19 protein-coding genes are annotated in these 17,919 nt (G+C 65.3%); 14 read left to right on the top strand and 5 right to left on the bottom strand.

Annotated features, from left to right (window positions below):
* Positions 1-18: 18 nt before the first annotated feature.
* The 8 genes from C662_RS07440 to C662_RS07405 all read left to right on the top strand — a co-directional run bounded on the left by C662_RS07440 (position 19) and on the right by C662_RS07405 (position 5,552).
* Entirely contained in the window at positions 19-342 is a 324-nt protein-coding gene (locus tag C662_RS07440; protein WP_002926821.1) for a YbaB/EbfC family nucleoid-associated protein, read from the top strand.
* Between the two features lie 13 nt (positions 343-355).
* Positions 356-949, top strand: a complete 594-nt coding sequence (recR, locus tag C662_RS07435) for a recombination mediator RecR (protein WP_002926820.1) — start codon at positions 356-358, stop codon at positions 947-949.
* Between the two features lie 214 nt (positions 950-1,163).
* Positions 1,164-1,757 carry a ubiquinol-cytochrome c reductase iron-sulfur subunit gene (petA, locus tag C662_RS07430; protein ID WP_002926818.1) on the top strand — a complete coding sequence of 198 codons (594 nt, stop codon included), beginning with the start codon at positions 1,164-1,166 and terminating at the stop codon, positions 1,755-1,757.
* A gap of 3 nt (positions 1,758-1,760) precedes the next feature.
* Complete coding sequence (locus C662_RS07425) at positions 1,761-3,029, top strand: cytochrome b (protein WP_002926815.1); 1,269 nt, start codon at positions 1,761-1,763, stop codon at positions 3,027-3,029.
* On the top strand, positions 3,026-3,781 hold the full coding sequence (locus tag C662_RS07420; protein WP_037984276.1) for a cytochrome c1: 756 nt from the start codon (positions 3,026-3,028) through the stop codon (positions 3,779-3,781). Before C662_RS07425 ends, C662_RS07420 begins: the two co-directional genes overlap by 4 nt.
* A gap of 108 nt (positions 3,782-3,889) precedes the next feature.
* Entirely contained in the window at positions 3,890-4,486 is a 597-nt protein-coding gene (locus tag C662_RS07415) for a glutathione S-transferase N-terminal domain-containing protein (protein ID WP_002926809.1), read from the top strand.
* A 51-nt stretch (positions 4,487-4,537) separates the two neighbouring features.
* Positions 4,538-5,029 (top strand): ClpXP protease specificity-enhancing factor, encoded by a 492-nt coding sequence (locus tag C662_RS07410; protein ID WP_002926808.1) that lies wholly within the window; start codon positions 4,538-4,540, stop codon positions 5,027-5,029.
* Between the two features lie 10 nt (positions 5,030-5,039).
* A complete protein-coding gene (locus C662_RS07405) occupies positions 5,040-5,552 on the top strand; it encodes a hemerythrin domain-containing protein (protein ID WP_002926807.1) in 513 nt (170 codons plus the stop codon).
* Positions 5,553-5,608: 56 nt separating this feature from the next.
* On the opposite strand, the gene C662_RS07400 is transcribed toward C662_RS07405, so the two are convergent.
* Entirely contained in the window at positions 5,609-6,886 is a 1,278-nt protein-coding gene (locus C662_RS07400) for a D-amino acid dehydrogenase (protein WP_002926805.1), read from the bottom strand.
* A 182-nt stretch (positions 6,887-7,068) separates the two neighbouring features.
* On the opposite strand from C662_RS07400, the gene C662_RS07395 reads away from it, so the two are divergent.
* Both C662_RS07395 and C662_RS07390 read left to right on the top strand, forming a co-directional pair.
* Positions 7,069-8,070, top strand: coding sequence for a class 1 fructose-bisphosphatase (locus C662_RS07395; RefSeq protein WP_002926803.1), 1,002 nt, complete (start codon positions 7,069-7,071; stop codon positions 8,068-8,070).
* A 14-nt stretch (positions 8,071-8,084) separates the two neighbouring features.
* Positions 8,085-9,830: an autotransporter assembly complex protein TamA gene (locus C662_RS07390; protein ID WP_037984273.1), complete on the top strand. Its 1,746-nt coding sequence runs from the start codon at positions 8,085-8,087 to the stop codon at positions 9,828-9,830.
* Positions 9,831-9,895: 65 nt separating this feature from the next.
* Here C662_RS07390 and C662_RS07385 read toward each other — a convergent pair whose 3' ends face one another.
* From C662_RS07385 to C662_RS07370, 4 genes are read right to left on the bottom strand one after another with little or no spacing between them, the layout of a single operon-like run.
* Positions 9,896-10,672, bottom strand: a complete 777-nt coding sequence (locus tag C662_RS07385) for a LamB/YcsF family protein (RefSeq protein WP_002926799.1) — start codon at positions 10,670-10,672, stop codon at positions 9,896-9,898.
* Positions 10,673-10,707: 35 nt separating this feature from the next.
* On the bottom strand, positions 10,708-11,769 hold the full coding sequence (locus C662_RS07380; protein ID WP_002926797.1) for a biotin-dependent carboxyltransferase family protein: 1,062 nt from the start codon (positions 11,767-11,769) through the stop codon (positions 10,708-10,710).
* Complete coding sequence (gene pxpB / locus C662_RS07375) at positions 11,766-12,530, bottom strand: 5-oxoprolinase subunit PxpB (protein ID WP_002926796.1); 765 nt, start codon at positions 12,528-12,530, stop codon at positions 11,766-11,768. The genes C662_RS07380 and pxpB overlap by 4 nt, the downstream gene beginning before the upstream one ends.
* 14 nt (positions 12,531-12,544) lie before the next feature.
* Positions 12,545-13,060 carry a winged helix DNA-binding protein gene (locus C662_RS07370; RefSeq protein ID WP_002926793.1) on the bottom strand — a complete coding sequence of 172 codons (516 nt, stop codon included), beginning with the start codon at positions 13,058-13,060 and terminating at the stop codon, positions 12,545-12,547.
* A 216-nt stretch (positions 13,061-13,276) separates the two neighbouring features.
* Between C662_RS07370 and dctP the strand changes: the two genes are divergently transcribed.
* The 4 genes from dctP (at position 13,277) to C662_RS07350 (ending at position 17,728) form a co-directional block, all read left to right on the top strand.
* The gene (dctP, locus tag C662_RS07365; protein WP_002926792.1) at positions 13,277-14,266 is read left to right on the top strand and encodes a TRAP transporter substrate-binding protein DctP; all 990 of its coding nucleotides are present in this window, start codon (positions 13,277-13,279) and stop codon (positions 14,264-14,266) included.
* Between the two features lie 56 nt (positions 14,267-14,322).
* Positions 14,323-14,844: a TRAP transporter small permease gene (locus C662_RS07360; protein WP_002926790.1), complete on the top strand. Its 522-nt coding sequence runs from the start codon at positions 14,323-14,325 to the stop codon at positions 14,842-14,844.
* Positions 14,845-14,853: 9 nt separating this feature from the next.
* Complete coding sequence (locus C662_RS07355) at positions 14,854-16,152, top strand: TRAP transporter large permease (RefSeq protein ID WP_002926789.1); 1,299 nt, start codon at positions 14,854-14,856, stop codon at positions 16,150-16,152.
* A gap of 196 nt (positions 16,153-16,348) precedes the next feature.
* A complete protein-coding gene (locus C662_RS07350) occupies positions 16,349-17,728 on the top strand; it encodes an L-serine ammonia-lyase (protein ID WP_002926788.1) in 1,380 nt (459 codons plus the stop codon).
* Positions 17,729-17,919 lie beyond the last annotated feature (191 nt).

The following is a 17,919-nucleotide window of genomic DNA, read 5'->3' as shown; positions in this document are numbered from 1 at the left end:
TACGACGGAGCGCACATCATGATGAAAGGCGGTATTGCCGGCCTGATGAAGCAGGCCCAGCAGATGCAGGAAAACATGAAGAAGATGCAGGACCAACTGGCCTCGATCGAAGTCGAGGGGCAGTCCGGTGCCGGCATGGTCAAGGTGCAGATGACCTGCAAGTACGATGTGCGCCGCGTCTCCATCGATGCCTCGGTCATGGATGACAAGGAGATGCTCGAGGATCTCGTCGCCGCGGCGCTCAACGATGCGGTGCGCAAGGTCGAAACCGCCACCCAGGACAAGATGGCGAGTGTCACCGCGGGCTTGAATCTGCCGCCCGGCATGAAGCTGCCGTTCTGAGCGCAGCCGTCCGATGTCGCCGTCCAGCCTCGACGAGCTGATCGAGGCGCTGCGTTGCCTGCCCGGAGTGGGGCCGAAGTCGGCCCAGCGCATGGCCTACCACCTGCTGCAGCGCGACCAGCGCGGCGCAGCGCGCCTTGGTCGTGCGCTCACGCATGCGCTCGAAGTGTTGCGTCACTGCGAGCGCTGCAATACGTTTTCCGAGGAGGTGGTGTGCCAGCGCTGCGCAAATCCTCGCCGCGACGCGTCTCTGTTGTGCGTGGTGGAAATGCCGGCCGATCTGGCGATGATCGAACAGACCCAGACCTACAATGGCCTCTACTACGTGCTGATGGGGCGCTTGTCGCCGCTCGATGGCATCGGGCCACGTGAGCTCGGCCTGGACAAGCTGATCGCGCGGGCGACGGACGACAGCGTGCGCGAGGTGATCCTTGCCACCAACTTCACCAACGAGGGCGAGGCAACGGCGCACACGGTGGCCACCCTGCTCGCAGCGCGTGGGGTCAAGGTGAGCCGCCTGTCGCGTGGGGTGCCGGTTGGTGGAGAGCTCGAGCATACCGACACCGGCACCATTGCCCAGGCCCTGGTGGAGCGGCGTGCGCTCTGACCCATCCCAGGCTTCATGACGCGGCCGGTGGCGAGGATGCTGCAGCGCCACATTTGACCCGCCCGGAGACCGACCGAAAGCCCTCGCATTGTCGCGGAAAGCCTTGTGGCAGAAGGCGATGCGCGCTTTGCGCTTTCTCTGCTGCGGTGACTCCGGTATAATTCTCGGGTTATCTGTATCCAGGTCTTTCATTTTCCTTTCTGGGAAGAGGGTCATGAGCGTTGATCAAAAGATGGACAGCAGCCGCCGCACTCTGCTGCTCGCTACGTCCGCCGCCGGCGGCGTGGCCGCAGTGGCGACCGCGGTGCCGTTTGTTGCCAGCCTGACGCCGTCCGAGCGCGCCAAGGCAGCCGGTGCGCCGGTCGAAGTTGATGTGAGCAAGCTCGCTCCGGGCGAGATGATGACGGTGGAGTGGCGGGGCAAGCCGGTGTGGGTGCTGCGCCGCACGCCCGAAATGCTCGCGTCGCTCGATGCGACCGATGCGCGCGTCAGCGATCCGAATTCGGACAAGCCGATGCAGCCGGACTACGCAAAGAACAAGCATCGCTCCATCAAGCCGGAGTACCTCGTCGCCGTGGGTATCTGTACCCACCTCGGCTGTTCCCCGTCCGAGAAGTTCAAGATGGGTGCCGAGAGCGGCATGGGCGCCGACTGGCAGGGTGGCTTCCTGTGCCCCTGCCATGGCTCGCTCTTCGATCTGGCCGGTCGCGTCTACAGCAGCATGCCGGCGCCGGACAACCTCGAAGTGCCGCCGCACCAGTACCTCGCGGATTCCACCATTCTTGTTGGCGAAGACGGGAAGGCCTAAGCGATGACGACCAAATCACAAGCCCTGCTCAACTGGATCGACGAGCGTTTTCCGCTTACGTCGTCGATCAAGGGGCATCTCACCGAGTACTACGCGCCGAAGAACTTCAACTTCTGGTATTTCTTCGGTTCGCTCGCCCTGCTGGTGCTGGTCATCCAGATCCTCACCGGCATCTTCCTGGTCATGCACTACAAGCCGGATGCCTCGCTCAACGCCTCGGGCGTGCCGGTGGCCTTCGCCAGTGTCGAGTACATCATGCGTGAAGTGCCGGGTGGCTGGTTGATCCGCTACCTGCACTCGACCGGCGCGTCGGCGTTCTTCGTCGTTGTGTACCTGCACATGTTCCGTGGCCTGCTCTACGGTTCCTATCGCAAGCCGCGCGAGCTGATCTGGATCTTCGGTACCCTGATCTTCCTGGTGCTGATGGCCGAAGCCTTCATGGGCTACCTGCTGCCGTGGGGGCAGATGTCCTTCTGGGGCGCGCAGGTGATCGTGAACCTGTTCTCGGCGATTCCTCTCATCGGGCCCGATCTGGCGCTGGTGATCCGCGGCGATTTCGTCGTGTCCGACGCCACGCTGAACCGCTTCTTCTCCTTCCACGTCATCGCCGTGCCGCTGGTGCTGATCGGCCTCGTCGTTGCGCACATCATCGCGCTGCACGAGGTTGGTTCCAACAACCCGGACGGTGTCGAGATCAAGAAGAAGAAGGACGCCAACGGCATCCCGCTCGACGGCATCCCCTTCCATCCGTACTACACGGTAAAGGACATCGTCGGCGTCGTCGCCTTCCTGTTCTTCTTCAGCGCGGTGGTGTTCTTTGCGCCTGAAGGTGGTGGCTACTTCCTCGAGTACAACAACTTCATTCCCGCTGACCCGCTGAAGACCCCGCCGCACATCGCGCCGGTCTGGTACTTCACGCCCTTCTACTCGATCCTGCGCGCGGTCACCTTCCCGCTGTTCGGCCTCGATGCGAAGTTCTGGGGTGTGGTCGCGATGGGGGCCTCGGTGGTGATCATCGCCTTCCTGCCGTGGCTGGATCGCAGCCCGGTGAAGTCGATGCGCTACAAGGGCCCGATCTTCAAGGCTGCAGTTGCCATCTTCGTGGTGTGCTTCATCATCCTCGGTTACCTTGGCGTGCTGCCGCCGACCCCGGGTCGCACCCTGGTGTCGCAGATCTGCTCGGTGCTGTATTTCGCCTTCTTCCTGCTGATGCCGTGGTACAGCAAGCTCGACAAGTGCAAACCCGAACCGGAAAGGGTGACTTTCAAATGAAAATGCGCGTGATCAACCTCATCAAGCGGGCAGCAGCGGTGCTGCTGTTCGCCCCGGCCGTGGCGCTGGCGGCGGCGGCCTCGGTGCAGCTCGACAAGGCCCCGGTCAGTACAGATCCGGCTGCCCTGCAGCATGGCGCCAAGCTGTTCGTCAACTACTGTCTGAGCTGTCACAGCGCGAGCTTCAAGCGCTACAACATGCTCACCAACATCGGCCTGTCCGAGCAGGAAATCCGTGACAATCTGATGTTCACCGCCGAGCGCGTCGGTGATCTGATGACTGTGGCCATGCGCCCGGCCGATGCCAAGGTCTGGTTCGGCACCGCGGTGCCCGACCTGACCCTGGTAGCGCGCCAGCGCAACTCGGGGGACGGCAGTGGTGCGGACTGGCTCTACACCTATCTGCGTCAGTTCTACCGTGACACGGAGCGTCCCTCGGGCTGGAACAACGTGGTGTTCGAGAACGTGGGCATGCCGCACGTGTTCTGGGAGCTGCAGGGCGAGCAGGTGGCCAACATCACCGAGAACGCCGATGGCACCAAGAACGTGCAGCTGTCGCTCGCCAAGCCGGGCAAGCTGAGCGTAGAAGAGTACGACAAGGCCGTCGCCGACCTCGTGTCCTTCATGGTCTGGATGAGCGAGCCGATCGCCGAGAAGCGCAAGGCGATCGGTACCGTCGTGCTGATCTTCCTGGCCGGCATGTTCGTGCTCAGCTACGCGCTGAAGAAGAACTACTGGAAGGACATTCATTGATCGAAAACGCGGCAGGCCGCAAGGCCGGTTAGCGCGGTCCGACCCCAGACGCACCACGCGCTACCGCGTGGTGCGCTTTTGCTTTATGAATTCCGGAGTGGCAACACCATGATGAACCTTTATTCCGGCACGACCGATCCCTTCAGTCACCGCTGCCGGATCGTGCTGTTCGAAAAGGGCATGGATTTCGAAGTCATCGACGTCGATCTCTACAACAAGCCCGAAGACATCGCCGTCATCAATCCCTACAACCGCGTGCCGGTGCTGGTGGATCGCGACCTCGTGCTCTACGAGTCCAACATCATCAACGAGTACATCGACGAGCGCTTCCCGCATCCGCAGCTGATGCCGCCCGACCCGATCATGCGCGCTCGTGCACGTCAGTTGCTGCATACCTTCGAGCAGGAGCTGTTCACGCACCTCGAGGCGCTCGAGGCCGGGCAGAAGGGTGTCGACAAGGTGCGCACCCATGTGCGTGACCACCTGACTCAGCTCGCGCCGGTGTTCACCAAGCAGAAGTTCATGCTGGGTGACGAGTTCTCGATGCTTGACGTCGCGATCGCGCCGCTGCTGTGGCGCCTCGAGCACTACGGTATCGAGCTGCCCAAGGCTGCCGCGCCGTTGATGAAATACGCCGAGCGCATTTTCAGCCGCCAGGGCTTCATTGACGCACTGACCCCGTCCGAGAAGGTCATGCGCCGCTGAGCGGGCCGGGGCGGGCGTCCATGTGGCGCAGCCCCGATCAACGGAGTGAAGATGAGCATCGTTTCGACCAAGCCGTATCTGCTGCGCGCAATCTGGCAGTGGTGCATCGACCAGGGTTTCACGCCCTATATCGCAACTGCCGTTGACGAGCACACGCGTGTTCCGCCCGGTTACGCCCGCGATGGCCAGATCGTGCTGAATCTCGCCCCTGACGCCACGGGCCAACTGCAGATGGAGAACGACTTCATCAGCTTCCAGGCGCGCTTCGGTGGTGTTGCACACTCGCTGGTCATCCCTGTCGCCAACGTGATCGCCATCTATGCGCGGGAGAACGGGCAGGGCATGGCCTTCGAGCCTGAGTTCGAAGAGGACGCGGCCGGCCTCGAGGATGAGGCTGTCGACGGCGAAGAAGCTGCCGGCACGGAGGCCGTGGTCGAAGACATGGGCGACGCGGCGGCACAGGCCCGCGCCGAAGCTGCAGATGGCGCCGGCGATGCCTCTCCACGCCCGCCGCGCGGCAGTCATCTCAAGCTGGTCAAGTAAGGAGCATGCCGTGACAGGTCTGGTTTGGAGCGAAGCGCTCGAGAACAAGCTCGAGCCGATGGACGCCACCCACCGCGAGTTCGTGGCGTGCTACAACGCGGTAGTCGAGGCGGCGCCCGAGCAGTTGCTGGCGGCCTTCGATGCGCTCATCGCGCACACCGAAGAGCACTTTGCGCTCGAGAACGGGTGGATGGAAGCCGTCGACTTTCCAGGTTGCCATCGCGCCGAGCACGATCGCGTGCTTGCAGTCATGTACGACATCCGCAAGCGCGTCGCGGGGGGCGACACCTTCTTCTTCAAACGCCTGGTCGAGGAGTTGCCGGCCTGGTTCCGCAATCATGTCGACGGCATGGATGCCGCGCTCGCATTCCATTTGCAGAGCGTAGGGTTCGACTTCGAGGCTGGCGTGCTGCCTGCGCTCGCCGAGGGCGAGCAGCGCGGTGAAGGCTGTGCGTGCGCCAGCCTCAGTGCGGAGTCCGCATGCCAGCCGGAGACTGCGCGTAGCCCGGCCTGTTCGGGCTGACCAGGGCACTCTGCTGGCGTATTCCCTGCGCGTTGCAGTTGATCGCGACGCGGTTTTCAGGTCCTGCGGCCGTCGCGGAAAGGAAAGTCGAGCGCGGGCTGGCGTCCGCTCATGAGTTCGGCCAGGGCTGCGGCTGAGCCGCAGGCCAGCGTCCAGCCCAGCGTTCCGTGCCCGGTGTTGAACCACAGCCGGTCGTGCCGGCCGCGGCCGATCACCGGAACATTGCCGGGTGTTGCCGGCCTCAGCCCGGCCCAGGCTTCGGCCTCGGCGATGTCGATTGCACCCGGGAAGCGGGTGCGCGCCCAGTCGAGGATTCCCGCTACGCGTTCCGGCCTGATCCTCGTATCGAACCCATTGAGTTCCGCCGTGCCTGCGATGCGCAGTCGATCGCCGAGTCGCGAGCAGACGATGCGGCGGGATTCGTCGGTCAGGCTTACGCTGGGCGCGCGGCTCGGGTCGACCACCGGTGCCGTGATCGAGTAGCCCTTTACCGGATAGATCGGTAGCTTTTCGTCCAGCGGTGCGAGCAGACGCGGGCCGTAGCTGCCCAGGCAGACAACGAAGGCGTCGGCATGCAGCAGATGCAACTCGCCGCGCGTGTCGCGGATTTCGACGGCCTCGACGCACTCCCGCCCGGCTACCGCAGCGCTCAGGATGCGCATGATCTCGCACCCCCAGTGCATGCGTGCCCCAGCGGTCGACAGGCGCAGGGCAAGCATCTGGGTGAAGAGGTGGGCGTCGCCCGACTCGTCGCCTGGCGCATACAGCCCGCCTGCCAGCGAGTCCGCCTGTGCCGCGAGTGCGGGCTCGATGCGCAGGCATTCGGCTTTGGTGCAGACCCGGGCTGCGATGCCGAAGTGCGTGAGTTCCTGCACCCGCCTGCCGGCCTGGGAGAACTCTGCCGGGCTGTGAAACAGATGCAGGATGCCGCGTTCGAGCTGTTCGTAGTGCAGGTCGAGTTCCGCGCGCAGGGCGCGCAGGCGCTCGCCGCTCCAGCGCGCCAGGTGCGCGATCGCAGCCGTATTGCGGCGTGTCCGCCAGGGCAGGCATTCGAACAGAAAGCGCGCCCCCCACTGCCACTGGGCCGGGTCGGTGGTGGGGCGGAACATCAGCGGCGCATCGTCACGGCCGAGCCAGCGCAGCACTTGCAGCGGTGCACCCGGGTTGGCCCAGGGCTCCGGGTGGCTGATCGAGATCTGGCCGCCGTTCGCGTAACTGGTCTCGAGCGCTGCCGCGGGTTGGCGGTCGACGATGCTGACGTCGAACCCGGCCTGGTGCAGATACCAGGCTGTGGTGACGCCGGAGAGGCCGGCACCGAGGACCAGGACATGCATGGGTGGGGCGTGCGCCTTCTGTTGAGGGCCGGGGATGGGTTCCGGGGCTGCGATCATACCCCCGCGCTTCAGCGCGCGGAACCGCTTGCCGGCAGTGCTAAGGGCATTTACCCCGTGCGCTGCCGGCGTGGAACCGCGATAATCCACGCCTGTCCGTCTATCGAGTCGATTGGAGTTCCTTCATGCGCCGTGTCACCCTTACCCAGTTCCTGATCGAGCAGCAGCGTGCAGGTCGCATTAGCCCCGATCTGCGTCTGCTGATCGAGGTTGTTGCGCGTGCGGTCAAGGCCATCAGCGTCAACGTATCCAAGGGGGCGCTCGCCGGCGTGCTCGGCGAGGCCGGTACCGACAACGTGCAGGGCGAGGCGCAGAAGAAGCTCGACGTGATCGCCAACGAGATCCTGCTGCAGGCCAATGAGTGGGGTGGCCACCTTGCGGCCATGGCCTCGGAAGAGGTCGAGACCGTGCACCAGATTCCGTTCGACTATCCCAAAGGTGGTTTCCTGCTGCTGTTCGATCCGCTCGACGGCTCCTCGAACATCGACGTGAATATCTCCGTGGGCACGATCTTCTCGGTGTTGCGCAACCCCGCGGGCGGCAGCGAGCCGACCGAGGCCAACTTCCTGCAACCGGGCAGCGAGCAGGTCGCTGCAGGTTATGCGGTGTATGGCCCGTCGACCCAGTTGGTTCTCACCGTCGGTAATGGTGTGCATGGCTTCACCCTCGATCGCGAGATGGGTAGCTTCGTATATACCCAGCCGTTCATGACCATCCCGGTCGACACCCAGGAGTTCGCCATCAACGCATCCAATGCGCGCTTCTGGGAGCAGCCGGTGAAGCGCTACGTGGATGAGATGCAGGCGGGCAAGGGCGGCCCGCTCGGCAAGGACTACAACATGCGCTGGGTGGCGTCGATGGTCGCCGACGTCCATCGCATCCTGACCCGTGGCGGCATCTTCATGTACCCAATGGATGAGAAGTGCCGTGCAAAGGGGGGCAAGCTGCGTCTCATGTACGAGGCCAACCCGATGGCGATGCTGGTCGAGCAGGCTGGCGGCGCAGCCTCTACCGGTCGTGAGCGCATCATGGACCTCAAGCCCACCGAGCTGCACCAGCGCGTGCCGGTGATCCTGGGCTCGAAGAACGAAGTCGAGCGCGTCGTCTCCTATCACCTCGAGGCTTGAGCCGGGTGGGTCGGATGCGGTGCTTGGTGCGGGTTGCCGCTGTGCTTGGGGGGCTGGCGCTGCTCCCCGTGCCCGGCGCGTATGCGCAGCAGGCACTGGCGGTCGGCCTGGATGCGCCCGATGCCGTCAAGCCCTTGCTCGAGCGTCACGTTCGCCTGCTGCGTCGTGCAGACCTTGTGGTTCCCGAGGCGGACGCCGACCGCGCGGCGATGACACGGCGGACGCGCCGTGAGGTCGCCGAGTTGCTTGCCACCGAGGGCTACTTCAGCCCGCGTGTCCGCATCGACCGCAGCGCGGCCGGGCAGTGGGTAATTCAGGTCGAACCCGGGCCGCGTACCACGATTGCGGCGGTCAACATCGAGTTCGAGGGCGAGCTTGCCGCGCCCGGCGCCACTGCGGAGCTCGAGCGTCTCCAGGACCTGCGTTCGCGTTGGTCCCTGCCGGTGGGCGACGCCTTCACTCAGGGCGCGTGGGACGGCGCGAAGCAGCAACTCCTCGATGCCGTAAGCGCGCGTCGCTACGCCGCCGCCCGCATCGTTCGCAGCCGTGCAGAGATCGATCCCGAGGCCGCAACGGCAAGGCTCAGCGTGACGCTCGACAGCGGGCCGGCCTTTTACCTCGGTGCTCTCGAGGTCGAGGGGCTCGAGCATCTGCCGGCCGACCTCGTTCAGCGCTACAGCCTTTTGCGACCGGGTACGCCATACGACCGCGAAGAGCTTCTGGCTTTCCAGACCGGCTTGCAGAATACGCCGCACTTTGGCTCGGTGATCGTCGACATCGAGCGCGACCCCGCATTGGCTGCAGCAGTACCGATACGGGTGCAGGTGACCGAGGCGCTGCCGAAGTACGTTGGTTTCGGGGCGGGTTTCTCCACCAACACCGGGGCGCGCGTCGAGACCACCTATCGCGACTCCAACCTGCGTGGCCGTGGCTGGGAGTTCGCCACCGGCCTGCGTGTCGAGCAGCGCCGCCAGGCGCTGTACGCCGACGTGTTCCTGCCGCCTAAGGGGCGGCATCGCGACAGCTTCGGCGCGCTCGTCGAGCGCAGTGATCTCGAGAACCTCGTCGTCACCTCGCAAGCCGTGGGCGCGACCCGCAGTGCAACCCGTGGCGACATCGAAACCCAGTTGGCGCTGCGCTTGCAGCACGAGAACATCGCGCCCGCTGGTGCGCCGCAGCGTTCCAACAACACCCTTACCGCAAACTGGACATGGGTGAAGCGGGCGGTTGATGACCTGCTCGATCCCACCCGTGGCTATGTATTCGAGTACCAGGTTGGCGGTGGTACCGCGATCGCCTTGGCCGAGCAGGACTTCGTCCGCTTGTATTCGCGCTTCGTTCGCTATCAGCCGGTGCGCGGCAGCGATGTCTTCATCCTGCGCGCCGAGGCGGGCATGACGGTTGCAGACAGCCGTGAGGGTATCCCGCAGGACTTCCTTTTCCGCACCGGTGGCGCGCAGACCGTGCGCGGCTACGACTACCAGAGCCTCGGCGTCAGGGAGGGCAGCGCCACCGTCGGTGGCCGCTTCCTCGCAGCGGCGAGTGCAGAGTATGTGCACTGGTTCAAGCCGCAGTGGGGGGGCGCCGTATTCGTGGATGCAGGTGATGCCGCGGATACGCGCGACGACTTCGATCTGCGCGTCGGTTATGGCGTTGGAGCGCGCTGGCGCAGCCCGGCTGGGCCGCTCGCAATCGACCTCGCATGGGGCCACCAGGCGCGCAGCCTGCGCTTGCACTTCGGCGTCGCCATCGCGTTTTGAGTACACCTTCACCGCGAGCGGTGGAGTGTGTGCGCGGAACAGCGCCACAGCATGCAGGCTGCGCTTCAGCCATGGCGCAGTGCGGGTAGCGCGCTCACCGTCCAGCCGCGCGCTTCCAGCGCAGTGCGCAGCAGCCGTGCGCTATCCACCGCGCCCAGGGTGTCGCCATGTACGCAGATGCTGTCCATCGTCGCCGGCAGGACCTTGCCGTTCTGGCTGACTACGGCGCCGGCGTCGAGCATGCGCAGCACGTGGGAGACGAGCTGCTCAGGGTCATGGATGACGGCGCCCGGCTGAGCGCGTGGCACCAGGGTGGCACTGTCGGTGTAGGCGCGGTCGGCAAAGATCTCGCCAGCGACCTGAAGGCCTGCACGCTGGCCGGCGAAGTACAGCTCGGACAACACGGGGGCGAGCAGAATGAGCTGTGGGTCGATGGCGCTCACCGCACGCGCCACCGCGTCAGCGAGCGCTGCATCCTCGCAGGCCTGGTTGTTCAGCGCGCCATGTGGCTTGACGTGTGTGACGCGCCCACCTTCGGCCGCGGCCAAGCCGGCGAGCGCACCAACCTGATAGATGATCATGGCTTCGAGTTCGGCTGGCGCCATCTTCATCGGCCGGCGGCCGAAGCCCTGCAGATCGGGGTAGGCGGGATGGGCGCCCAGGCTGACCCCGGCGGCAAGCGCACAACGCACGGTGTGGCGCATCACGACCGGGTCACCGGCGTGAAAACCGCAGGCGATGTTGGCCGAGCGCACCACCTGCAGTAGTGCCTCGTCCTCGCCCATCGTCCAGGCGCCGAAGGATTCGCCGAGGTCGGCGTTCAGATTGATGGTCTTGTTCATGTGCAAGTCTCCGTAGGCAGGGGCGGCTCTGAGTTTCAATACAGCGGCCGGTATTCGGGGCCGAGCGCATGAACGACGCCGTCGACCAGATTGCTGCTGTAAAGCGCCACCAGGTCCACGCCGTCGGCAGGCAGAGGGCGGATCGAGGCGATCAATGCCCGGGTCTCGGCCTCTGTCGCGCGCGCGATCCGTGCCCCTTCGGTGGCCGTAACGGCGGCAAAGCGCAGCGTCTGTCCGGGGCGCAATGCGGCGAGTCGGCCGAGGTCGGCGGTGATCACGGTGGCGATCTTCGGATAGCCGCCTGCGGTCTGGGCGTCGGCGAGCAGTACGATCGGCTGGCCGGCGCCGGGCACCTGGATGGAGCCGGGCACGGTGGCGTCGGACACAATTTCTGCGGCGCCGGCATGCTCGAGGCGCGCGCCTTCGAGGCGGATGCCCATGCGGTCGGCTTCCGCGCTGACGCGGTAGTTGCCGCTGACCAGCGTCGCCAGCGCATCGGTGCCGAAATGGTCGGCCTGCGGGCCGGGCACCACGCGGATCGGGCGCGTGTCGGCTGCGGGCGCTTGGGCGAGCACGCGGTCAAGGCCTCGGCTCTCGTCAGTGGCTGGGGCCAGGGCCAGGCGTGTGCCGGTGGTCAGCGCGCGGCCGCTGCCGTTTGCCCCGCCGAGGCCAGCGCGTGCATAGGTCGAGGCACTGCCCATCACCGCTGCAACATCGAGCCCTGCGACCGCGACCATGGCAATGCGGCCGTTGTCCATCTTGCGGATGCGCAGCGCCTCGCCTGCGGCCAGCGTCAGCGAGCGCCAGGGGGCGAGCTGCCGGCGTCCACCGGTGTCATCGATCTCCACCACCGCGTCCCCTGCGACCGCCAGCTTCACCGCGCCGCCGTGTGCCACGACATGCAGCCCGCCATCGAAGCACTCGATCACCGGTGCGTACTCGGGGCGGCCGGCCAGAGCGTTGGCGATGCGCATCAGTTGGCGATCGAGTACGCCCGCCCAGGGCACGCCGATGCGACGGAAGCCGCGCCGGCCGTCGTCCTGGATCGAGGCGAAGGCGCCCGGTGAGACGATCTCGAGTTCGGTTCTGGCGTTCATGCGGCAGCCTCTCTGGCGCTGCTGGCATCGGCGACGCACCACTGCATCGGGTCGATCTCGCCGCGGCGTAGCCCGGCTTCGAGTGTGCGGTATTCGTCCGCGCTGACGGGGACGAAGCGCACCTTGTCGCCGGCGGCGAGCAGTGAGGGCGATGCGCGGCGGGCGTCGAACAGCGGCACCGGGCAGCGTCCGAGCAGGTGCCAGCCGCCGGGGCTTTCCCAAGGATAGATGGCGGTAAGGCCGGTTGCGATCGCCACGCTGCCGGCGGGAACACGCACGCGGGGCTGGCTGCGCCGTGGCAGGTGCAGGCGCTCGGCCAGATCACCCATGAAGGGAAAACCAGGCAGGAATCCCAGCATGTAAACCAGGTACTCGGTGCCGCTGTGCAGCGCCACCACCTCGGCGGCGTCGATGCCGAGCGTACTCGCCACTTCGGCGAGGTCGGGTGCGGCCTCGCCCTCGTAGCAGACGGGCAGCTGCCAGTGGCGGCCGTCCGTGGGTGTGCAGTGCTCGACAGCGTCGATCAGCGGCTGCAGCGCTGGGAGCAGGGTGTCGCGGTCGGTGACGAGCGGGTCGAAGAACACCGTCAGCGAGCGGAAGGTGGGCATGGACTCGATCACGCCCGGTAGCCCGCCGCCATGTTGCAGGCGCAGGATGGCGGCGTCCAGGGCGTTCACGGCGGCGAGCAGGGCGGGGTCGATGACGTTGCCGAACTCGATGGTCAGCGCGGCGTCGCCGGCGTCGAGGATGCGGTGGCTCACTGGCGCGCTCCGGCTTACAGGGACGACGTCGATGCCGCACGGGCGGCTTGGTCGTAGCGGCCGGACAGGGTGCGCAGCAGACGGGCGAGTTCGCCGATCTGGGCGTTGTCTTCCGGTGTGCCGGTGAATCCGGGCATCAGGCAATCCTCGCGTACATCGCGATATGCCATGCACACATCGTGCCCTTGTTCGGTAAGCGAAAAGAAGGCTTCCTTGCCACGCCTGGCACTCTTTACCAGGCCGAGAGCGGCCAGCTTGCGCAGTGAGTAGGAAACCACGTGGGTGTCCTCAATGTTGAGCACGAAAGCGATGTCACCGAGGCGCTTCTCGATGTCGCGGTGGGCAACGTGGTGCAGGACCAGCACGTCGGTCGGCGTCATGTCCTTGACGCCGGCAGCCGTCATGCACCGAGTCATCCAGCGCGCAAAGGCGTGCCACGCAATGATCAGGCCGAACTCGAACTCGGACAGTTCGGGCGACTTGGATGACACCAGGTGTTGGGAAGACACGATGCGGTTGGCCTCACTCATGACAGTCTCCGGGGCAGTGGTGGGATGGGTGTTCAGGGAGTTGAAGGTATTTCGAGTGCGTTATAAATATGTTTCGTTAAAAAAACGTATACGTTTTGTTGACAAGATAACCATAAAATCTCTATCGTGCAATAACGGTGACTTATGGATTGCAGGTTGCCGCCTAATCACCAGCCTCTCGGGGCGCTTGCCCTCCCATACTCAGGAGTACATGCCATGACTTTCTCGCACCCTTTGCTAAAGGCGATCACCGCTTCAATGCTTGGGCTCGGCATTGCCGCTGCTGCTCAGGCTCAGACCGTCTGGGACATGCCCACGCCTTACCCGGCCAGCAACTTCCACACCGAGAACATCCAGCAGTTCGCCAACGAGGTCGCCGAGGCCACCGGCGGCAAGCTCAAGATCACCGTCCACGCAAACGGGTCGCTGTTCAAGGCCAACGAGATCAAGCGTGCGGTGCAGGGCGGTCAGGCGCAGATCGGTGAGGTGATCATCTCCGGCCTGGCCAACGAGGATGCGCTCTATGCGCTCGACACCGTGCCCTTTCTCGCCACCGGCTACGAGGACTCGAGGAAGCTGTGGCAGGTGTCGAAGGAGGCGGTCGAGGCGCGCCTGGCGAAGAACGGCCTGAAGATCCTGTATTCGGTGGCGTGGCCGCCGCAGGGGCTGTATTCGAAGACCGAACTCAACACGATCGGCGACCTCAAGGGCATGAAGATCCGCTCCTACAGCCCGACCGTGGCACGCATGATCCAGCTCATGGGTGGCCAACCGGTGACCGTGCAGGCCGCCGACCTCACTCAGGCGCTGTCGACCGGCGTGGTGTCGGCCAACCTGACCTCCTCGGCCACCGGCTATGACACCAAGAGCTGGGAGCAGCTCAGCCACTACTACGACATCCAGGCCTGGCTGCCGAAGAACATCGTGTTCGTCTCGCAGAAGGCCTTCGATGCGCTCGACCAGCCCGCGCGCGACGCCTTGCTCAAGGCGGCTGCCGCTGCCGAGGAGCGCGGTTGGAAGGTCTCGGAAGAGAAGACCGCGTGGTACATCGATCAGCTCAGGACCAACGGCATGAAGGTGGTGCCTGCGCCCGCCGCGCTGCAGGCCGACCTGCTGAAGATCGGCGAGCAGATGGCGGCCGAATGGGCCGAGAAGGCAGGCTCCGATGGTCAGGCCATCCTCGACGCCTACCGCAAGCTGAAGTAAGTCCGTGCCGTCGCCGGGGGCCGCACGTGCGGCCCCCGGCCTTTCCGGAGACCGCCATGAGAGCGTTCCTCGATTCGCTGTACCGTCTGTCCGGTGCCCTCGCCGCCGTCGGCATGATCTTCACGCTGGTGATGGTCGCTGCCGGCGTATTCACCCGGCCTTTCAACATCTACCTGCCGGGTACCGATGACTACGCGGGCTATGCGATGGCGGCCTGCGGCTTCCTCGCGCTTGCCTACACCTTCAAGCACGGCGAGCACATTCGCGTGAGCCTGGTTATCGAGCGCCTCGGGCCGGGCATGCGGCGCGTGGCGGAGTGGTTCGCGCACGGCGCCGGCGTGGTAGTGGCGTCCATGCTCGCCTGGTATGCGGTACGCCTGGCCTGGCAGTCGCATGAATTCGAGGAGATCTCGCAGGGCATCGACGCCACGCCGCTGTGGATCCCGCAGCTGTCGATGGCGATCGGGTCGGTGATCCTGCTGATCGCCGTGGTCGACGACTTCATCCAGGTCAGCCTCGGGCGCGAGCCGCAGCGCCTGGCCAAGGCCAGCGCCGAAGAAATGGCGCACATGGAATAAGGGGCCATCATGGAACTCACCGCTGCACTCGTTCTCATCGGCCTGATGGTACTGCTGCTCGCCGGCGGCCTTTGGATCGGCCTCTCCCTGATGGCCATCGGCATCCTCGGCATGCTCGGCTTCACCACCCGCGCCCCCGGCGACGGCATGGCCGTTGCCATCTGGAGCCACGGCTCGAGCTGGACCCTGACCGCGCTGCCGCTTTTCCTGTGGATGGGTGAAATCCTGTTCCGAACCCGGCTGTCGCAGGAGATGTTCAAGGGCCTGTCGCCCTGGCTCGAGCGCCTGCCCGGCCGCCTGCTGCACACCAACGTGATCGGCTGCACGCTGTTCGCGGCGGTGTCGGGCTCGTCGGCGGCGACCTGCGCCACCATCGGCAAGATTGCGATGCCCGAGCTCAGCCGCCGCGGCTATCCCGAGTCCATGGTGCTGGGCACCCTGGCCGGCGCGGGCACGCTCGGGCTGCTGATCCCGCCTTCGATCATCATGATCGTGTATGGCGTGGCGGCCGATGTTTCGATCTCCAAGCTCTTCATCGGGGGCGTGCTGCCGGGCATTCTGCTCGCGTCCTTGTTCATGGGCTGGGTGGTGATCTGGTCGCTGATGAACCGCGGCAAGATCCCGCCGGCGGACCTCAAGACCAGCTTCATGCAGAAGCTCGCCGCGTCGAGAAACCTGATCCCGGTGGTACTGCTGATCGCCGGCGTACTCGGCTCGATCTATTCGGGTATCGCCACCGCCACCGAGGCGGCGGCGATAGGCGTGATCGGCAGCCTGATCATCGCCGCGGCGCAGAAGTCGCTGACCCGCGAGAGCTTCATTGCCGGCCTCATGGGCGCCACCCGGCTGTACTGCATGATCGCGCTCATTCTCGCCGGCTCGGCCTTCCTGACCCTGGCGATGGGCTACATCGGCCTGCCGCGCCATCTGGCTGAGTGGATCGGCACGCTCAACCTCACGCCCGGCATGCTGCTGTTCGCCCTTGCGATCTTTTTCGTGCTGCTCGGCTGCTTCCTCGACGGCATCTCGATCATCGTGCTGACGATGGCGGTGCTGCTGCCGACGATCCAGGCGGCGGGCATCGATCCGCTGTGGTTCGGCGTGTTCGTGATCGTGGTCGTGGAGATGGCGCAGATCACTCCGCCGGTAGGCTTCAACCTGTTCGTGCTGCAGGCGCTGTCAGGCAAGCAGATCAGCACCATCGCCGTCTACGCGCTGCCATACTTCCTGTTGATGGTGCTGGCGCTGATCCTGCTCTATGTCTTTCCCGGGCTGGTGACGTGGCTTCCCGGGCAGATGATGGGGTAGCGGGTCGTGCGCCGCTGAGGGTCTTGACCTGAGCCCAGCCGATTGCTCCGAGGTTGCCGGATAAATGCGGGTGGCGATGAAGAACCCCCGGTTGAGCAGCCTGGTTTCAAGGTCGAGAATGCCGCTCATGAGTGTATGAGCATTTGCGTCCCTGGCGGAATTGAAGCAAGGCCACTTTTCAGACCGGAGTTTCACCATGTCCATCAGTGTCCTCGACCTTTTCAAGGTGGGTATCGGCCCGTCCAGTTCGCACACCGTCGGCCCCATGCGTGCCGCCCACGATTTCGTCGCAGCGCTCGGGGGCCGTGGGCTGGTGGATGCGGTGACGCGGATCGAGGTGAAACTCTACGGTTCCCTGTCGGCGACGGGTGTCGGTCATGGCACCGACCGGGCCGTGGTTGCAGGCCTCATGGGGGCTCGCCCGGACGAGGTTGATCCCGATTTCCTGGTTGATGCGGTGGATGCCGTACGTATCGATGGCGTATTGCCGTTGCCCGGTGGGGGAGAGCTGGCATTCGACTGGGCGCGCGACATGCGCTTGCTACCCGTGAGCTTGCCCTACCACCCGAACGCGATGCGCCTGGCGGCCTACGGCGAGGCCGGCCTCCTGCATGAGAACACCTATTACTCAGTCGGTGGCGGCTTTGTGATCGACGAGGCGCAAGCCCAGGCAGGTGACTTGGCCGCGGAGGAGCTGGCGCTGCCTTACCCTTTCGCCACCGCGTCCGAGTTGCTCGCGCAGTGTCGCCGCCATGGTCTGCGCATCAGTCAGCTGATGTTTGCCAACGAGGGCGCCTGGCGCAACGAGGATGATACGCGGCAGGCACTGCAGCGCATCTGGGCGGTGATGCAGGCCTGCGTGGCACGGGGCATGCGCCATGAGGGCGTGTTGCCAGGCGGGCTCAATGTGCGGCGCCGCGCTCCGGACCTGCATCGCAAGCTCAGCGCACGGGCGGCGGGCCGCAACCTGATCAGCGACACGATGGCAGCGCTCGACTGGGTCAATCTGTTCGCGCTGGCAGTCAATGAGGAAAATGCCGGCGGTGGTCGCGTGGTTACCGCGCCTACCAACGGAGCAGCTGGCATCATCCCTGCCGTGCTGCACTACTACATGAAGTTCATGCCGGGCAGCAGTACGCGCGACGTGGAGGACTTCCTGCTTGCGGCGGCGGCCGTGGGCGTGCTTTGCAAGACGAACGCCTCGATCTCGGGCGCGGAGGTCGGCTGCCAGGGCGAGGTGGGTTCGGCCTGTGCGATGGCTGCTGCAGGCTTGACCGAGGTGCTGGGCGGCAGCCCCGAGCAGGTCGAGAATGCGGCCGAGATCGGCCTCGAGCACAACCTCGGCCTGACCTGCGACCCGGTCGGCGGTCTTGTGCAGGTGCCCTGCATCGAGCGCAACGCGATGGCCTCGGTGAAGGCCATCAACGCCGCCCAACTTGCCCTGCGCGGCGACGGCGCACACACGGTCTCGCTCGATCAGGCGATCCGCACCATGCGCGATACCGGTCGCGACATGCTCGACAAGTACAAGGAGACCTCGCGCGGCGGCCTAGCGGTGAGCTTCCCCGAGTGCTGAACAATGCTGTGCTGGTCGAGTTCTGGTGTTGAGGCAGGCAGCCTGCGCCGCATGAGCGATGCTGCCGAACAAATAGTTTCGGCCTCCCACCCTTGAAATCCATTTGGGCCGTCCCTATTATTAGCACTCGTTGGCGGTGAGTGCTAACACGTGGCGGCGATCAGTCGCCCCGTTGGCGCTCAAGCCACTGC

This window comes from Thauera sp. 28 (assembly GCF_000310145.2).
In the GTDB taxonomy this organism is placed as follows: domain Bacteria; phylum Pseudomonadota; class Gammaproteobacteria; order Burkholderiales; family Rhodocyclaceae; genus Thauera; species Thauera mechernichensis.
Note: the sequence above shows the minus strand (reverse complement) of the source record. Positions and strands in the feature narration are given on the sequence as shown.